General features: G+C 70.6%; 13 protein-coding genes. 5 read left to right on the top strand and 8 right to left on the bottom strand.

The window, feature by feature from the left end; all coding sequences use genetic code 11:
* Positions 1-61: 61 nt before the first annotated feature.
* Positions 62-3,934 (top strand): ATP-dependent RNA helicase HrpA, encoded by a 3,873-nt coding sequence (gene hrpA, locus AB0C28_RS12395; protein ID WP_358074070.1) that lies wholly within the window; start codon positions 62-64, stop codon positions 3,932-3,934.
* On the opposite strand, the gene AB0C28_RS12390 is transcribed toward hrpA, so the two are convergent.
* Positions 3,924-4,517 (bottom strand): Uma2 family endonuclease, encoded by a 594-nt coding sequence (locus AB0C28_RS12390; protein WP_358074067.1) that lies wholly within the window; start codon positions 4,515-4,517, stop codon positions 3,924-3,926. The genes hrpA and AB0C28_RS12390 overlap by 11 nt on opposite strands.
* A gap of 166 nt (positions 4,518-4,683) precedes the next feature.
* Between AB0C28_RS12390 and AB0C28_RS12385 the strand changes: the two genes are divergently transcribed.
* A complete protein-coding gene (locus tag AB0C28_RS12385; protein ID WP_358074064.1) occupies positions 4,684-5,334 on the top strand; it encodes an HAD family hydrolase in 651 nt (216 codons plus the stop codon).
* Here the strand turns inward: AB0C28_RS12385 and AB0C28_RS12380 are convergent.
* The 6 genes from AB0C28_RS12380 to AB0C28_RS12355 all read right to left on the bottom strand — a co-directional run bounded on the left by AB0C28_RS12380 (position 5,327) and on the right by AB0C28_RS12355 (position 10,562).
* Positions 5,327-5,650, bottom strand: a complete 324-nt coding sequence (locus AB0C28_RS12380; protein WP_357843835.1) for a DUF5709 domain-containing protein — start codon at positions 5,648-5,650, stop codon at positions 5,327-5,329. The two genes, AB0C28_RS12385 and AB0C28_RS12380, sit on opposite strands and share 8 nt — an antisense overlap.
* 33 nt (positions 5,651-5,683) lie before the next feature.
* Positions 5,684-6,217, bottom strand: coding sequence for a hemerythrin domain-containing protein (locus AB0C28_RS12375; RefSeq protein WP_358074061.1), 534 nt, complete (start codon positions 6,215-6,217; stop codon positions 5,684-5,686).
* A 23-nt stretch (positions 6,218-6,240) separates the two neighbouring features.
* On the bottom strand, positions 6,241-7,782 hold the full coding sequence (locus AB0C28_RS12370; protein ID WP_358074058.1) for a gamma-glutamyltransferase: 1,542 nt from the start codon (positions 7,780-7,782) through the stop codon (positions 6,241-6,243).
* Positions 7,783-7,913: 131 nt separating this feature from the next.
* The gene (locus tag AB0C28_RS12365; RefSeq protein ID WP_358074055.1) at positions 7,914-8,225 is read right to left on the bottom strand and encodes a MerR family transcriptional regulator; all 312 of its coding nucleotides are present in this window, start codon (positions 8,223-8,225) and stop codon (positions 7,914-7,916) included.
* Between the two features lie 56 nt (positions 8,226-8,281).
* Entirely contained in the window at positions 8,282-8,713 is a 432-nt protein-coding gene (locus tag AB0C28_RS12360) for an Hsp20/alpha crystallin family protein (RefSeq protein WP_358074052.1), read from the bottom strand.
* Positions 8,714-8,828: 115 nt separating this feature from the next.
* Positions 8,829-10,562 carry an ABC transporter ATP-binding protein gene (locus AB0C28_RS12355; RefSeq protein ID WP_357843850.1) on the bottom strand — a complete coding sequence of 578 codons (1,734 nt, stop codon included), beginning with the start codon at positions 10,560-10,562 and terminating at the stop codon, positions 8,829-8,831.
* An 84-nt stretch (positions 10,563-10,646) separates the two neighbouring features.
* Between AB0C28_RS12355 and AB0C28_RS12350 the strand changes: the two genes are divergently transcribed.
* Complete coding sequence (locus tag AB0C28_RS12350) at positions 10,647-11,066, top strand: MarR family transcriptional regulator (protein ID WP_357843853.1); 420 nt, start codon at positions 10,647-10,649, stop codon at positions 11,064-11,066.
* Between the two features lie 61 nt (positions 11,067-11,127).
* Here AB0C28_RS12350 and AB0C28_RS12345 read toward each other — a convergent pair whose 3' ends face one another.
* On the bottom strand, positions 11,128-12,288 hold the full coding sequence (locus tag AB0C28_RS12345) for a helix-turn-helix domain-containing protein (protein ID WP_358074049.1): 1,161 nt from the start codon (positions 12,286-12,288) through the stop codon (positions 11,128-11,130).
* A gap of 106 nt (positions 12,289-12,394) precedes the next feature.
* Between AB0C28_RS12345 and AB0C28_RS12340 the strand changes: the two genes are divergently transcribed.
* Both AB0C28_RS12340 and AB0C28_RS12335 read left to right on the top strand, forming a co-directional pair.
* Complete coding sequence (locus AB0C28_RS12340; protein ID WP_358074046.1) at positions 12,395-14,506, top strand: M6 family metalloprotease domain-containing protein; 2,112 nt, start codon at positions 12,395-12,397, stop codon at positions 14,504-14,506.
* 69 nt (positions 14,507-14,575) lie between these two features.
* Positions 14,576-17,116, top strand: a complete 2,541-nt coding sequence (locus tag AB0C28_RS12335; RefSeq protein WP_357843862.1) for a tetratricopeptide repeat protein — start codon at positions 14,576-14,578, stop codon at positions 17,114-17,116.
* Positions 17,117-17,126 lie beyond the last annotated feature (10 nt).

Raw genomic sequence — 17,126 nt, 5'->3', positions numbered from 1 at the left:
CCGTCGGGCACCATGGGCGGTTGGCTCCGAGGATGCGGAGCTCAAATATCCTGAAAGCAGTATGGGAACACCTTCGTTGTCCTCTCCGATAGCCGAGCTCCAATCCCGCCTGCCCGACCTCATGCCCCGCGACCAGCGGCGCCTGCGGCGCAGGCTCGACGGCATGCGCCGGGTCCGCTCCCGGGACACCCGGGACAAGATCGTCGCGGAGATCCTCGCCGACGTGGAGCGGGCCGAACAACGGCTGGCACGGCGACGCGCGGCCGTGCCGACCGTGACCTATCCAGAAAACCTGCCCGTTTCGCAGCGCAAGGACGACATCCTCGCGGCCATCCGCGACCACCAGGTCGTGATCATCGCCGGCGAGACGGGCTCCGGCAAGACCACCCAGATCCCCAAGATCTGCCTGGAGCTGGGCCGGGGCGTGCGCGGGCTGATCGGCCACACCCAGCCCCGCCGCATCGCCGCCCGCACGGTCGCCGAGCGCATCGCGGAAGAGCTCGGCACCGGCCTCGGCGAGGTGGTCGGCTACAAGGTGCGCTTCACCGACCAGGCGAGCGAGCGCACCCTGGTCAAGCTCATGACCGACGGCATCCTGCTGGCCGAGCTGCAGAACGACCGCATGCTCGACCAGTACGACACGCTGATCATCGACGAGGCCCACGAGCGCAGCCTCAACATCGACTTCATCCTCGGCTACGTCAAGCAGCTGCTGCCCAAGCGCCCCGACCTCAAGGTCATCATCACCAGCGCGACCATCGACCCCGAGCGGTTCTCCCGCCACTTCGACGACGCGCCGATCATCGAGGTGTCCGGCCGCACCTACCCGGTCGAGGTGCGTTACCGGCCGCTGGCCGACGACGACGACCAGACGCAGGGCATCGTCGACGCCTGCCGCGAGCTGATCAGTGAGGGTCCAGGCGACATCCTGGTGTTCCTGTCGGGCGAGCGGGAGATCCGCGACGCCGCCGACGCGCTGGGCAAGGCCCAGCTGCGCAACACCGAGGTGCTGCCGCTCTACGCCCGGCTCAGCGCCGCCGAGCAGCACCGCGTCTTCCAGCGTCACACCGGCCGCCGCGTCGTGCTGGCCACCAACGTGGCCGAGACCTCGCTCACCGTCCCCGGCATCAAATACGTGGTCGATCCCGGTTTCGCGCGCATCTCCCGCTACAGCCACCGCACCAAGGTCCAGCGCCTGCCCATCGAGCCGATCTCGCAGGCCAGCGCCAACCAGCGCAAGGGCCGCTCGGGGCGCACCTCCGACGGCATCTGCATCCGGCTCTACGAGGAGGAGGACTTCCTCACCCGGCCGGAGTTCACCGACCCCGAGATCCTGCGCACCAACCTGGCCTCCGTCATCCTCCAGATGACCTCGATCGGGCTCGGCGACATCGAGGCGTTCCCGTTCGTCGAGCCGCCGGACCGCCGCCAGGTGAAGGACGGCGTCAACCTGCTGCACGAGCTGGGCGCGTTCAACGCCCACGGCAACCTCACCGGCGTCGGCCGCAAGCTGGCCCAGCTGCCGGTCGACCCGCGCCTGGGCCGCATGGTGCTCGAAGCCGAGAAGAACGGCTGCCTGCGCGAGGTCATGGTGATCGCCGCCGCGCTGTCCATCCAGGACCCACGCGAGCGGCCCGCCGACAAGCAGCAGCAAGCCGACGAGAAGCACCGCCGCTTCGCCGACCCCGAGTCCGACTTCATGGCCTACCTCAACCTGTGGAACTACCTGCGCGACAAGCAGAAGGAGCTGTCGTCCAGCGCGTTCCGGCGGCTGTGCAAGTCCGAGTTCCTCAACTACCTGCGTGTACGCGAGTGGCAGGACATCTACAGCCAGGTACGCCAGTCGCTCGGGGCCCAGCCCAACAGCCAGCCGGCGCCGCCGTACCAGGTGCACGTGTCCCTGCTCGTCGGGCTGCTGTCGCACATCGGCGTCAAGGACGTCATCGACAAGCAGCGCGGCCAGGACGGCCGCAGGCCGATCCAGGAGTACCTCGGCGCCCGCAACGCCCGCTTCGCCGTCTTCCCCGGCTCCACGCTGGCCAAGAAACAGCCGCAGTGGCTCATGTCGGCCGAGCTGGTCGAGACCTCGCGCCTCTGGGCCAGGGTCAACGCCAAGATCGAGCCGGACTGGGTCGAGCCGCTGGCGCAACACCTGGTCAAACGCAGCTACTCCGAGCCCCACTGGGAGAAGAACCAGGGCGCCGTGATCGCCCTGGAGAAGGTCACCCTCTACGGCGTGCCGCTCGTGGTCGGGCGCAAGGTCAACTACGGCCGCATCGACCCTGACCTGTCGCGTGAGCTGTTCATCAGGCACGCCCTGGTCGAAGGCGACTGGGACACCCACCACAAGTTCCTCAAGGACAACCGCCGGCTGCTCGGCGAGGTCGAGGAGCTGGAAAACCGGGCCCGCCGCCGCGACATCATGGTCGACGACGAGGCGCTCTACGACTTCTACGACCAGCGGGTGCCGGCCGACGTGGTCTCCGCCCGCCACTTCGACTCCTGGTGGAAGAAGGCCGGCAAGGAGCAGCCCGACCTGCTCGCGTTCTCGCCCGAGATGCTGGTCAACGAGGGCGCCGACGTCAGCGCCCGCGACTACCCCGACACCTGGAAACAGCTCGGCCAGCGGATGAAGCTGACCTACCAGTTCGAGCCCGGGGCCGACGCCGACGGCGTCACCGTCCACGTGCCGCTCCAGGTGCTCAACCAGGTCAACTCCGACGGCTTCGACTGGCAGATCCCCGGGCTGCGCGAAGAGCTCATCACCGCGCTCATCCGGTCGCTGCCCAAACACCTGCGCCGCAACTTCGTCCCCGCCCCCAACTACGCCAAGCAGGTGCTCGCGGGGGTCGCGCAGGGCGGGGAGCCACTGCTGGCGGCCGTGGAGCGCGAGCTGCTGCGCCTCACCGGCGTCCGCGTGCCGCGCGAGGCGTGGCAGCTCGACCAGGTGCCCGACCACCTGCGGATCACCTACCGGGTGATCGACGAGCGCAAGCGCACGGTGGCCGAGGACAAAGACCTCGACGCGCTCAAGCGCCGCCTCGCGCCGCGCCTGCGCCAGACGCTCTCCCAGGCCGGCGACGACCTGGAGCAGACCGGCCTGCACACGTGGAGCTTCGGCACCCTGCCCAAGGTGTTCGAACAGGGCCGGATGAAGGGCTATCCGGCGCTGGTGGACGCGGGCGACTCCGTCTCCATCAAGATCTTCGAGACGCAGGCCGAGCAGCGCCGCTCCCACTGGCCCGGCGTGCGCCGCCTGCTCATGCTCAACGTCACCAACCCCGCCAAGTCCCTGCTCGGCGGCCTGTCCAATCAGGCCAAGCTGGCGCTGTCACGCAGCCCGCACGGCGGCGCGGTGGCGCTGTTCGACGACGTGGTCAACGCGGCGGTCGACAAGCTGATGCTCGACGTGGGCGGCCCCGCCTGGGACCCGGTCGGCTTCGACCGCCTCTACCAGCACGTGCGCGCCCACCTCTACGACACGGCACGTGACGTGCTGGCCAGGGTGGAGCAGATTCTCAGCGTCTGGCACGAGGCGGGCGCCCGCCTCGACGCGCTGCGGCCGAGCGCGGCCACCGACGACGTACGCGGCCAGCTCGGCAGGCTCGTGTTCGCGGGCTTCGTCACCGCCACGGGCAGCCGCCGGCTGCCGGACATCCTGCGCTATCTGCGGGCCATCGACCGCCGCCTGTCGAAGCTCCCCGAGGAGCCGTGGCGGGACCGGGAGTGGATGGACCGCGTGCACAAGGTCGAGGACGACTATCAGGATGTGCTGGGCAAACTGCATCCGGCGCGGCGTACGGATCCGGACGTGGTGGAGATCCGGTGGATGATCGAGGAGTTGCGGGTGAGCTTCTTCGCCCAGACGCTCGGCACCCCGACCCCCGTGTCGGAGAAGCGGATCGCGAAGGCGATGGAGAAGCTCACCCCATGAACAGCGAGGTGTCGAGCTCGTAGTCGATGGGGGAGGGCAGCTTGAGCGGCTTCCCCAAGGACACCGGGGCCATCCTGAGATAGACGCCGTCAGTGATATTGCTGTAGACGGTGGCCGTCGGCGTCTTCGCGATGGGATCGATCAGGAGATAGATCGGCACTCCGCCGAACGCGTAGAGACGTGGCTTTTCCTGGCGGTCGATACGAACGCTGCCGGGGGAGACGATCTCGGCTGCCATGATCACCTTGGATGACAGGTATTCATTGCCCCATCGCGGACAGTCGGCAGGCACCACCAGATAGTCGGGCACATAAGCGTCTCGGGTGCCTTCGACACATGTGGTGAGGCCACCGGGCGCGCTGAGCCAGCCTCGCTCGCGACACAGTGGCGACAAGGCGTTGTACAGGTGCACTGCGGCAAAGGTGTGCTCTGGGCTGCCGGCCGGGCTCACTAGCAGGTTCCCTTCGATGACCTCGGCCCGGAAGCCGGGGAGGGGGGGTAGGACATCGAACAAATCTCTTCCGGTCTGTGGCATGTGCTCGCTGCTCTCCTCGGGCTGGATTGCCGGAGATTCGATCATCATGGCTACCATCGAACTATCCCTTCGTGTTCGAACGGGCACGCTAAGTATTTCATCAAGAGCCGGATCGTGCGACTCGAACCGGCCTTCGCATCGCGCTCCGACCACGTGAAATGATCCTGCTTGGATGTATTGCCGGACTTGTCTGGTGAAGAAATCAGGGGGAACGATGGTCAAGGCAGTGGTGTTCGACGTCGGCGAGACGTTGATCAGCGAGGCGCGCATCTGGTCACGCTGGGCCGAGCGGCTCGGCGTCAGCCACTTCCTGCTGATGGGCGCGCTCGGCGGCATGGCCGCCCTGGACCGCCCGCACAGCGACGCCTTCCACCTCGTCCGCCCCGGCGTGGACCTCGTCGCCGAGGAGGCCGCCTGGGAGCGCGACGACCCCGACGGGCTGCGTAACCACTTCGACGCCGACGACCTCTATCCCGACGTGCGCGACGCGCTGGCCGCCATCCGTGCGGCCGGATACCAGGTGATCATCGCCGGCAACCAGCCGCGCCGGGCCTTCGACGCGCTGGTGGCCATGGACCTGCCCGTCGACTCCGTGCACACCTCCGACGGATGGGGCGTGGCCAAGCCAGAGCCCGGCTTCTTCGCCAAGGTGGCGGCGGTGGCGGGGCGCGAGCCGGCCGAGATCCTCTACGTGGGCGACCGGCTCGACAACGACGTGCTCCCGGCCGCCGCGGCGGGCATGCGGACCGCGCTGCTGCGCCGCGGCCCCTGGGGATTCCTGCACGCCGAGCGCCCGCAGGCGCAGGCCGCCGACGTGATCGCCGACGACCTGCACGCGATCCTGCCCGCCTTGCGGCTCATGTGAGGGTTTCGTCGGGGTCGATGCGAATCGCGCGCTCCTCCGCCGACAGGTCGTCGGCGTCGCCGTTCACGTCCTCCCCGATCTCCTCGTCTTCCGTGTCCGGTTCGAGCCCCTCGTCCGGCTGGGTCAGCCGGTACTTGGGGCGAGGCGCGCGCAGCCTTTCCGGGGCCTCACGCCGCAGTCGTTCGTCGAGGGTGTCCCGGTGCTGGGGGTCGTCCTCGACGATCTCGTGGCGTCGGCCGAGATCGTCGGTCCATTCCGCGACCTCGATCTCCTGCTCGTCGCTCAATCCGTACCGGTCCGGAGGATGTTCGGTCATATGCGACCCCTACCCTGGGTACGGGCCGGAATCCTAGAACTTGTTCTCTCCCAGCGCCTCGGACAGCTCTTCCTTGTCCATCCGCGACCGGCCGGGGATGTCGGCCCGCCGCGCCTGCTCGTACAGCTCGGCCTTGGAGGGCTCGGCGGGGGAGCCGAGCGCGGCCAGTTCCTCGGCCCTGCGCTGCTCGAACGCGGTGCCCAGCCGCTCCAGCTCCGCCGCGTCGGCCGACTTCTTCAGCGAGGGCAGGAGCTTGGTCTCCTCCTCCTCGACGTGGTGGTTGATCGACTCGACGAGGTCGTCGAGCGCCTGGTCGAACTCCGCGGTGCCGGGCCGGGCCCGGACCAGGGAGTCGAGCAGGATCTCGGCCTCCTTGTGCTCCTCGACGCTGTGATGGGCGTCGATGCCCGGATAGACCCGGTCCTCCTCGGCGCGCGCGTGCGCGATCAGGAGGGCGCGCAGCTCGGCGACCATGGCGTGCCGGTCGCCCTCCTTCTTCTTCAGCCGGTCGAACAGACCTTCCACGACCCTGTGGTCCTGCGTGATGAGAGTGATGACGTCAGCCATGGGGTCGCTCGCTACCCCGGCGGTCACCGTCCAATCGCGGAACCGACGAGCGAACGGGGATCTGCGGCCCCGGCCAGCATGCCGTCCGGGCGCACGTCGATCACGTGGGCGTGGCCGAACGAGCTCCCGTACGGCAGCGCCGCCACCCGGTGCCCGAGCGCCCCGAGGCCGTCGGCCCAGCTCCCGCCCTCCTCCAGGTCGAGCACGGCGTCGTCGGGCGCCTCCCAGGTGTCGAACCCGGTGCCGCCGGTGCCGAGCCGCCAGCGCGGGGCGGCCAGGGCCGGGCCCGGCTGCTCGCCGTGCCGCAGCAGGCGGGTGATGACCTGCAGCAGGATCTGCGGCTGGGCGTCGCCGCCCATCGTGCCGGCGACCGCCCTGAGCGTGCCGTCGCGGCGGGTGATCAGCGCGGGGGTGAGCGTGTGGGGCGGGCGTCGGCCCGGCCCGTACTCGGCGGGATGGCCGGGCTTGAGGGAGAAACCGATGCCGCGGTTGTGGAGATTGATCCCGGTACGGGGCTCGAACACCATGCTGCCGAACCCGGACGCGTTCGACTGGATCAGCGACACGCCCATGCCGTCACCGTCGACCGCGCACAGGTAGGTCGTGTCGCCCTGCTCGGCGGGAGCGCGCAGCCGCAGCCGGGAACGGGGGTCGATGAGCGCCCGCCGCCGCGCGATCTCGTCGCGGTCGAGCAGGTCCTTGGCGCCCTCGTGCAGCAGGTCGAGCCGGTCGTGGCCGGCCACCCTCGCGGCCTCGGCCAGCAGATGGGCCCAGGCGGGATGGTGCGGGGAATCGGGCAGGTCGAGGCCGTCGGCGATGGCCAGCGACATCAGCAGCAGGTAGCCCTGGGAGTTGGGCGGCATCGACCAGACGTCGTGACCGTACGCGCGCGTCTTCAGCGGCTCGACCCAGTCGGCGCCCGGCGCGGCCAGGTCGGCCTCGGAGTATTCGCCCGCGCCCAGATCGATCAGGCCCTGCCCGAACTCGCCCAGGTAGAAGCCGTCACGGCCGCGCTCGGCCACCGCCCGCAGCGCGCGGGCCACACCGGGCCTGGTCAGGCGGTCGCCCGCGGCGCGTACAGCGGCGAAGTCGGAGCCGCCCGGCCGCCTGGCCGCGTTGAGCGCGCCCGCCACCATCAGCGGCGAGGCGGGGAAGCCGCCCTCCGCCAGCCGGATCGCCGGGGCGAGCAGGTCGGCCATGGGCAGGCGGGCGTGCCGCTGGTGCAGCGCGGCCCAGCCGTCCACGCAGCCGGGCACCGGGACCGATCTGACGTCGTGCAGATGAGGCATGCGCCGGTGGCCCTCGGCGCGCAGGCGGACGGGATCGGCGCCCGACCCCGCCCGGCCCGAGGCGTTGAGCGCGCTCACCCCGCCGTCGTGGACGAGGGCGAACAGGTCGCCGCCCAGGCCGCACATGTGGGGGGCGACGACGGTGAGGACGGCGTTCGCCGCGATGGCCGCGTCCGCGGCCGACCCTCCGCGCTCCAGCATCGACAGCCCGGCCGCCGAGGCCAGGTGGTCGACGCTGCACACCATGCCGGAGGGCGCGTATCTGGTGTTGTGCACGCTCAGAAGCGTACGCGCCTGAACGCCCGCCCCCGGACGCCCGCGTCTGCCGCCCGCACCCTCTATGAGGGCGTACGGCCCGAATCGGTCCGCGAACGCGCCTGAGCCCGCGCATCGGCGCGGGCTCAGGGTCACTCCTGCTCGCCCAGCCTGGCGAGGGCCTCGTCGAGCCGGCGGCGCAGCGAGGCCGCCTCCCGCTCCAGCTCCAGGATGCGGCGGATGGCGATGAGCGTCATCCCCTCCTCGGCCATCCGGGAGACGTGCTGCACGATGACGATGTCGCGGCGCGAGTAACGCCGCTGCCCGCCGCTCGACCGGCTCGGCCTGATGACGTCGTGCTGGTCGAGCCGCCGCAGGAAGGCGTGCTGGACCTGCAGCATCTCCGCCACCTGCCCGAGGGAGTAGAGGGGGGCGTGCTCGTTGTCGATGGGCAGGTCGGGCATGTCGTGCTCTCCTCATGGCGAGGGGGCGGGCCGTCGCCCGCCCCCGTGGCCGTATCTCAGGCCTTGATGGCCTTGGTCTCCCCGCGCTGGATCTCGACCTTGCGCGGCTTGGCCCGCTCAAGGACGGGGATGCGGACGGTGAGCACGCCGTTGGCGTAACCCGCGTCGACGTTGTCGCTGTCGAGGTGCTCGGACAGGTAGACGCGACGGGTGAAGGAGCCCATCGTGCGCTCGCGGACGAACGGCCGCTCCTCGTCGGTGATCTCCTCCTCGCGCCGGGCGCTGACGGTGAGGACGCCGCGGTCGATGGTGACCTCGATGGAGTCGGGGTCGATGCCGGGGAGGTCGAAGCGCAGCAGCACATCGTCGTCGCGCCGGAGCGCGTCCATCGGCATCAGGGCGGCCCCGTTGCCGAACGTCGGACGGATCAGCCGGTCGAACTGCCGCTCGAACTCCTGGAAGAAGGGATCGATCGAGGTCAGCAGCATTTTTTCACCCTCCTTGTTCTCGACTCTGATGGAGGTAACCTCAAACTTCAGTTACAAGTTACCTCCGTCTAGGAACGCTGGCAAGTTCTCTGTGGAGGAGGAAGGGCACGGAGGATCAGACGAGTTCGAGCGGCTGGTCGCGGCTCACCAGCGCCGCGTAGTGACCGCCGCGGGCCATCAGTTCGGCGTGGGTGCCGCGTTCGACGATCCGCCCGTGATCGAGCACCACGATCTGGTCCGCGTCGCGGACGGTGGACAGGCGATGGGCGATCGTGATCGTCGTACGCCCCCTGGCCAGCGCGTCGAGCGCCTCCTGCACGGCCTTCTCCGTCTGCGTGTCCAGGGCGCTGGTCGCCTCGTCGAGGATCAGCACCGGCGGGTCGCGCAGCAGCGTGCGGGCGATGGCCAGGCGCTGCTTCTCGCCCCCGGAGAAGCGGTAGCCGCGCTCGCCCACCACGGTGTCGTAGCCGTCGGGCAGGGCGGCGATGTGGTCGTGGATGCGCGCTGCCCGCGCCGCCGCCACCAGTTCCTCGTCCGTGGCGGAGGGCCGGGCGAAACGCAGGTTGTCGGCGATCGAGGCGTGGAAGAGGTACGTCTCCTGCGAGACCACCCCGACGGCGTCGCTCAGCGTGTCGAAGGTCAGCTCCCGCACGTCCACCCCGTCGATCGTGACCCGCCCGCCGGTGGCGTCGTACAGCCGGGGCGGCAGGTAGCTCAGCGTGGTCTTGCCCGAGCCGGTCTCGCCCACGACGGCCAGGCTGGAGCCCGCGGGAACGGTGAGGTCGACGCCGGTGAGCGTGGGGGCGTCGCCGTAGGAGAAGTCGACCTTCTCGAACCGGACCTCGCCGCGTACGGAGGTCAGCTCGCGCGTGCCGGGACGGATGTCCACCGGCAGGTCGAGATACTCGAAGATCCGCCCGAACAGCGCCAAAGACGTCTGCACCTCGACCCCGAGCCGCAGCAGCGAGACCATCGGCCGGAACAGCCCGGCCTGCAACGTCGTGAACGCCACCAGCGTGCCGACGGAGATGGCGCCCGTGTGGCCGACGGCCCAGTAGATCATCGCCGGCATCGCGGCCATGACGAGCTGGATCGACGACTGGCGCCACCGCCCGGCCATGCTGGTGCGCACCCCCAGCTCGGCCAGCTCGTCGGAGGCGCGGCCGAAGCGCTCGGTCAGCTCGGCGGAGCGGCCCATCGTCCGGCCCAGCAGGATCCCGCTGATCGACAGCGACTCCTGCACCATGGAGGCGATGCCGGCCAGCTTGCGCTGCCGCTCGGCGGTGATGCGCTTGCGCTCGGAGCCGACCTTGCGGCTGATCCACACGAACACCGGCAGCAGCGCGAGCGAGACCACCGTCAGCCGCCAGTCGAGCGCGACCATGGCCACGATCGTGGCGATCACGGTGGTGAGGTTGGAGACGATGGAAGCGGCCGTGGAGGTGACGACCGCCTGCATGCCGCCGATGTCGTTGGCGATGCGCGACTGCACCTCGCCGGTCCGCGTCCTGGTGAAGAAGGCCAGCGACATGCGCTGCAGGTGGCCGTAGACGGCGATGCGCAGGTCGTGCATGACCCGCTGGCCGACGGTGGTGGAGACGAGGGTCTGCAGCGTGTCGAACACGGTCGTGACGACGGCCACGAGGATCATGCCGAGGGCCAGCAGCGTGAGCAGGCCGGCGTCCCTGGCCGGGATGGCCACGTCCAGCACCTCGCGCAGCAGGAACGGCGAGGCCAGCGACACCAGCGAGGACAGGACGATGAGCGCGCCCACGACGGCCAGCCGGCCGCGGTAGGCGCCGAAGAGTTTGATGATGCGCCCCAGCGGCGCGCGTGGTTCCTCCTCCAAGTGGAGCCCCCCGTCTCATGTGGACTTCCTGATGTGGACTCAAACAGAGGTTAACTCATATTTGTTCCGGCTAAACTTACCTCCATGGTAGAGAAGGAGCTCTCGGAGCTCTTGTTCCTGGCCGGCAGGCGACTGCGTCACGGCTACGCCCGCCGGCTGGAGCCGCTCGGGCTCAATCCCGGTCAGGCGCGGGCGCTGCGGGTCATCGCCGAGGCCGAGCGGCCGCCGCGCATGGTCTGGCTGGCCGACCGGCTGCGCATCGTGCCGCGCTCGCTGACGCCGGTCGTGGACGCGCTGGAGGAGGCGGGGCTGGTGCGCAGGGAGGTCGATCCGGCCAACCGCCGCTCGACCCTCGTCGTGATCACCGCCGAGGGCCGGGCCATGGCCGACAAGGCCCGCGAGGCGCGCAGGGAGGCGGGGCAGGAGCTGTTCGCGGTGCTGTCGGAGGAGCAGCGCGAGCAGCTCGCCGAGTTACTGGCGCTGGTGGAGAGCCAGTTCGGCTGACCGTCCTGAGAGCCGGTTCGGCCGATCGCCGCAAGCGGGTGCGGAGCCCGGTGCCAGGCGATCAGGACGACGCGGCGGGCGAGTCCCTGGGGGAGTAGCGCCCGGACAGCCGGGCGAGTTTGAGGCTGAGATGCAGAGCCAGCCGCTCCCCGCCGTCCTTCAGGTCCGTACGCGCCAGCTCCTCCACCCGCTGCAGCCGGTAGTACAGCGACGTACGGTGCAGCCGCAGCGCCCGCGAGGTGGCCACGGCGCTGCCCGCCAGGTCCAGATACGTCTCCAGCGTCTCCAGCAGCGTCAGGTGCTGGGCGTCCCCGAGCAGCCCTTCCAGCCCCGGATGCAGCTCCTGGTCGGGTAACTGGGTGAGCACGCGGTAGACGCCCAGCCGGGCCCACTCGGCCGTCCGCCCCAGCCCCGGCACCCGCGCGGTCACCTCGGCGGCGTGCAGGGCCTCCCGGTACGACTCCGCCGCCCGCGCCAGCGTGTCCCTGGGCCGCCCGACCCCGACCACCACCGGCACCGGCATGGCCGCGTGCAGCTCGTCACCGGGGACCGGCGGCCCCGCCGTGAGCAGCACCGCGTGGTCGTAGCGCACCAGGTGCAGCGGATGATGCCCGCCCAGCCGCCGCCGCAGCGCCAGCAGCCCCCGTTCCAGCGCCAGCCTGAGCGCGTCGTCGGGCGCGGCCGCGACCGGCCTGGCCACCTGCACCGTCACCGGCCGCGCCTGCGGGAACGCGCCTGCCTCGATGAGCTGCCTGGCGGCGTCCGGCTCGCCGAGCAGCAGCCCCGTGACGGCCTCCAGCTCCCGGTGCGTGGCCAGGCCGCTGGCCAGGCTCTCGTGGAACAGGGCCAGCGCCAGGGCGGGGGCGGCCGCCTCGGCCTCGGCGACGCGGGCCTTCTGCATGGGCGGCTGGGCGTCGATGAACCACAGGAAGCCGAGCAGGCTGTCGCCGTGCCTGACCGGGACGCAGACGCGCGGCAGCAGCCCCAGGTGCGGCGCCCCGGGGATGCGCAGGGGCCGGACGGCCTCGTGGATGCCCGCGTCGCGCAGCCATCCGCGTACCTCGGACGTGGTGCGGCGGCGCAGGATCGAGTCGCGGCGTACGTCGTCCATGGCGCCGCTCTGCTCGCTGTAGACCACGACCTTCTGGACGCGGTCCTCAAGGAGCAGGGGGCGGTCGAGACGGGCGGCGAGCTCGTCCACGACCCGCTGGAGATCCGCCACAGCGCCACCTTTACGTGGATATTTCGACAATTGACGGAAACGGGACTACAGGTCTTCCCTACAACTGCTCGGTGATCTCCGTCAACAACGTCTATACCGTCAATCCGTGAACGCCCCGAAGAAGCTGCTGAAGGGTCTGCTGGCGGCCATCGTGCTGATCCCGGTGAGCCTGATCGCGACCCCCGCTTCCGCAGCACCCCCCACAGAACCCGAGCACCCGTGGCGGCAGAACCACTGGCCGCAGACGCAGCCCTGGCAACTGGACGCACCCGCCGGCTCCCCGGCCGGTGAGCAGGCCCTGCGCACCCGCCCCCCTGGGGGCATCAAGCCCATCGACCCGCAGAACTGGGAGAACCCCGACCACATGACGTGGGCGGACTACAAGAAGCCGCCCGGCACCAAGTGGAACGACCCCGCCGTGAAGGGCTCGCAGCGCACCTTCAAGGGCGCGCTGGTGCTGCTCGACTATCCCAACCAGCCGTTCGTGGCGACCCAGCCGCAGGGCTCGACGATCTTCGCCAACCCGAGCGCCGAGGCCCACGACGTGCCGCGCGACCAGGTCGCCCGGTTCTACCAGGACTTCCTCAACACCCCGAACGCCCTCAACAAGGGGCACACCATCCACGAGTACTGGATGGAGGACTCCGGCGGCCGGCTGGGCGTGGAGCTGACCGGGTTCGGGCCGTACCAGATGACCGGCAAGGACCACGAGTACGCCATGGAGTTCCAGGCGGGCAACGGCTGCCCGGCCGGCGACACGTGCACGAAGAACCTGCGTACCGAGGGCAACGCCGCCTGGCTCGCCGACGTCGGCCAGGAGACGGCCGCGCAGTTCGACTTCGTCTTCTACCTGAGCGCCGGCCAGGACGAGTCGTCCACCTGGCAGGAGTTCGGGATGATGAAGTTCCCGACGAAGGAGGACGTGCCCGACGAGTGGGGCCCGCCCGACCCCGCGCTGTCCAACTGGGTCGACACCCGCTACGTCGAGTGGACGTCCTGGCAGGCCGGCTCCACCTTCTGGCCCAACGCCCGCTTCGGCGTCGACTCCGTGCAGGCCGAGAGCTCCGGCATGGCGGTCTACGCCCACGAGCTGAGCCACATCATGGGCATCGCCGACAACTACAACAACCCGTACTCAGAACCGCCGCGCAGGGCGTACACGGGCATCTGGGAGATGCTCAGCCGCGGCAGCTTCAACGGGCCGGGCGGCCCGCACTCGCGCTGGCTGATCCCGCCCACCGGCGGCGCGTCCATGGGCGCCCAGCACATGCTGCGCAACAAGATCAAGCTCAACATGGTGGACGAGCAGAACGTCCTGCGGCTCTCCCGCGAGGCGCTCGACGAGTCCGGCCTGGTCACGGCTACGGTCCTGGCCCGCGTGGCGCAGCCGGGCAAGAACGAGCTGTCGGGCGTCAACATCTCCTTCGACACCGGTGACAAGAGCTCCTGCCAGGCCTCCGACCCGCTCTGCGACCGAGGCGGCTACGAGAACTACACGATCGAGGTCGTGGACCGCATGGGCAGCGACTCCTTCACCCCCGACTCCGGCGTGCTGCTGGCCAAGACCAAGAACGAGGACAGGGCCCCGTTCGAATGGGTGATCGACGCCAACCCGGCCGACATCGGCATGACTGACTACGTCCTGCCCGACGGGACCCAGGTGCCGATCACGATCGGCGACTATCGCCAGCTCTCCGACGCCCTCTTCCACGCCGGCACCGACTCCGGCAGCGAGTACGAGTACGTCGACGAGTCCAACCGCCTGCACTTCTACGTCACCGACCTCAAGCGTGACCGGGCCGGCGAGCTGTCCTACACCGTCGCCGTCCGCTCGCTCGACGGCTCGGGCCCGCAGCGCCGCGGGCTCAAGCTGCTGCCCGCCGCCGGCATCCCCACCGGCAAGAACCTGTCCACCTGTAAGTTCCCGCTGTTCAACACCGGCAAGGCCGCTCCCGCGCAGGGACAGCACCCGGAGAACGTCAGCGCCTACCTCAACCACGACCTCTACCGGCTCAAGGCCGAGGTGCAGGGCAAGGGCTGGACCGCCCAGGTGCCCAACGCCCTGGCCTCCGTCGCGTTCGGCAAGCAGGCGCTCGTGAGCGTCAACGCCGTCCGTGGCTCCGGCGGCGACCGGCTGGCCAGGGTCAAGCTCACCGCCACCTCGGAGAGCGACCCGTCCAAGACGATGACGGCCACCTGTCACGTGATCGGTATTTGAGTGAACGATGGGGTACGCCTGGCGCGAGGCGTACCCCATCGGTTTGAATCACCCCCAAGGGGGTGTTCGTTGACCGGGGACTTATTGCCGGACAAGCCTCGCCGGCGGAGAAAGCCGTGGGTCGCGCCCGTCTCCGCGGGACTGGCCGCCGCGGCCGCGAGCGTGCTCGCCGCGTCCGTGGAGTGGGAGATCCCGCCCGCCGCCAAGATCGGTGTGACGCTCGGGGCGGCCGTGCTCGTCGGCCTGACCACCTGGGCCACCACCGAGGCCCGCGACACCAGGCGCCGGGCGCCGCTGGAGCCGGGAGTGTTCGCGCCCGAGCAGTGGCCGCCCGTGCCCGAGCACTTCACCGGCCGCGCCGAGGCGCTGGCCGAGCTGCGCGAGGTGTTCGCCGCCCGCAGGCGCTCGTCCGACCTCGCCCCGCCGCTGGTCGTCTCCGTGTACGGCCGCGGCGGCGTCGGCAAGTCGGCGCTCATGGCCAGGTTCGGGCAGGAGGTCGCCGACCGCTACCCCGACGGCCGCCTCTACGCCGACCTGCGCGGCGGCGTGGACGCCCCCGTGCGGCCCGAGGAGGTGCTGATCGGGTTCCTGCGCGCGCTGGACGTCCGGCTGACCACCGACCCTGGCGGGCTGGAGGAACTGCGCAGGCTCTGGCTGACCTGGACCAGGGGCCGCAGGATCCTCATCGGGCTGGACAACGCCCACGACGCCGCCCAGGTCGAACCGCTGATCCCGGCCGAGCCCGGCTGCGCGGTGCTGGTCACCTCCCGCGCGCCGCTGTTCCTGAACGGCACGTACGACACCCGGCTCGGTGAGTTCAGCGAGCCGCAGGGCGTGGAGCTGCTGGCCAGGCTGGCGGGCGGCGCCAGGATCGTGGACGACCTGGAGGCTGCCAAGGAGGTCGTGCGGCTCTGCGACTACCTGCCGCTGGCGATCAACATCTGCGGCGGCCGGCTCGCCACGCGCGAGCAGTGGACCATGCGTGAGATGGCCAACCGGCTGGCCGACCGCCGCCGCCGGCTCGACCAGCTCGAAGTGGCGCCCACGGTGGACAAGAGCGTGCGCGCCTCCGTACAGCTCAGCTACGACGACTGCACCGGCGTGCAGCGCCGGCTGCTGCGCCTGCTCAGCGCGCTGCACTCGCCCGACGTGCCGGGCTGGGTGGCCGGCGAGCTGCTCGACGTCTCAGGGCTGGACGGCGCCGACCAGCTGGAGGCGCTGATGGACGCGCAGCTCGCCGAGTGCTCGGGCACCGACCAGACCGGCTCGATGCGTTACCGGCTGCACGACCTGGTCCGGGTCTTCGCCGCCGAGCTCGCGGGAGAGGACGAGGAGGACCGCGTCACCGCGGCGATCGAGCGTGTCCTGCACGCCTACCGCCGCCGCGCCGAGGAGGCCGCGCAGAACCGCTGGCCGCAGGACTGGAGCAGGGGCGGCAGGCAGTCGAGCGCGGGCGGTCAGGGCCGGGCCGGCGACTGGCTCAACGCCGAGCGGCTCTCGCTCATCGCCATGATCCAGCAGGCCCATCAGCTCCGGCTCTGGGAGCTGACCTGGGGACTGGCCAGGGCGTTCTGCTCGTTGTGCCACTCGCTGCGTGCGTACTGGGCCGACTGGGCGGTCGTCGCGGAGCTGGGCACGCGGGCGGCGGCCGCGACCGGAGACCGGCGCTCGCTGGCCATCGCGCTGCTGGACGCCGCCTCCGTGCACGGCGGCATGGGGCTGCGTGACCGGGGGCTGGAGGAGGCCGAGGGGGCTCTGGCGATCTTCACCGACCTGGGCGAGTCCTGGTGGGCGGCCAGGGCCATGCGCACGATCGGCATGACGCTGTTCAGCGACGGCCATCTCGACCGGGCCCAGGACTTCCTCATCGAGGCCATCACCGCGTTCAAGGGCGAGGAGGACCTGTGGTGGATGGCCCGCACCCAGCGCAACCTGGCCGAGATGCGGATGGCAGAGCGGCGGCCGGAGGAGGCCAGGGAGCTGCTCGAAGACGCTCTGGAGATCTTCAAGCGGGACGGCAACCGCTACTCCGAGGCCCAGACCCTGCGCGTCTACGGCGAGGTGCTGGCGGCGCAGGCGCGCGGCGAGCTCCGGGCCGGCGACCACCGGCGCGCGGCCGAGCTGTTCACCAGGGCCGGATACAGCCTCGACCGGGCTTCGGAGATGTTCAGGCAGCGCGGGGAGCTGTGGGAGGAGGCCCGCTGCCTGCGTGCGGCCGGCGAGGTCGGCGACCCCGACAACGGGCTGCGCGAGCTGGACTACGTCCGCCGGGCCGATGACATCCTGGCCGCGCTCGGCGACTCGTGGGGGGTGGCCCGCAACGCCGTGTCGGCCGGGCGGGCGCTGGCCAGGCTGGGCCGCCTGGAGGAGTCGGAGCGGGAGCTGCGGCGGGCGGTGCGGGAGTTCGAGGAGCTGGAGGACCGGTGGTGGATGGCCGAGAGCCTGCGCTACCTCGGCGAGGCGCACCTGAACGGGGGCGGCCACGGGGCAGCGGTGGAGCCGCTGGCGCAGGCCAGGGACATCTACCGCAGCCTCGGGAACGAGGCCGGCATGCGCAGGACCCTGGAACTGCTCCGCCGCGCCGCCCCCTCGGACGAACGGGAACCCTGACAGGACCGCT

This window comes from Nonomuraea sp. NPDC048892 (assembly GCF_040649735.1).
Taxonomy (GTDB): domain Bacteria; phylum Actinomycetota; class Actinomycetes; order Streptosporangiales; family Streptosporangiaceae; genus Nonomuraea; species Nonomuraea maheshkhaliensis.
This window is presented reverse-complemented; position numbering and strand designations above follow the sequence as displayed.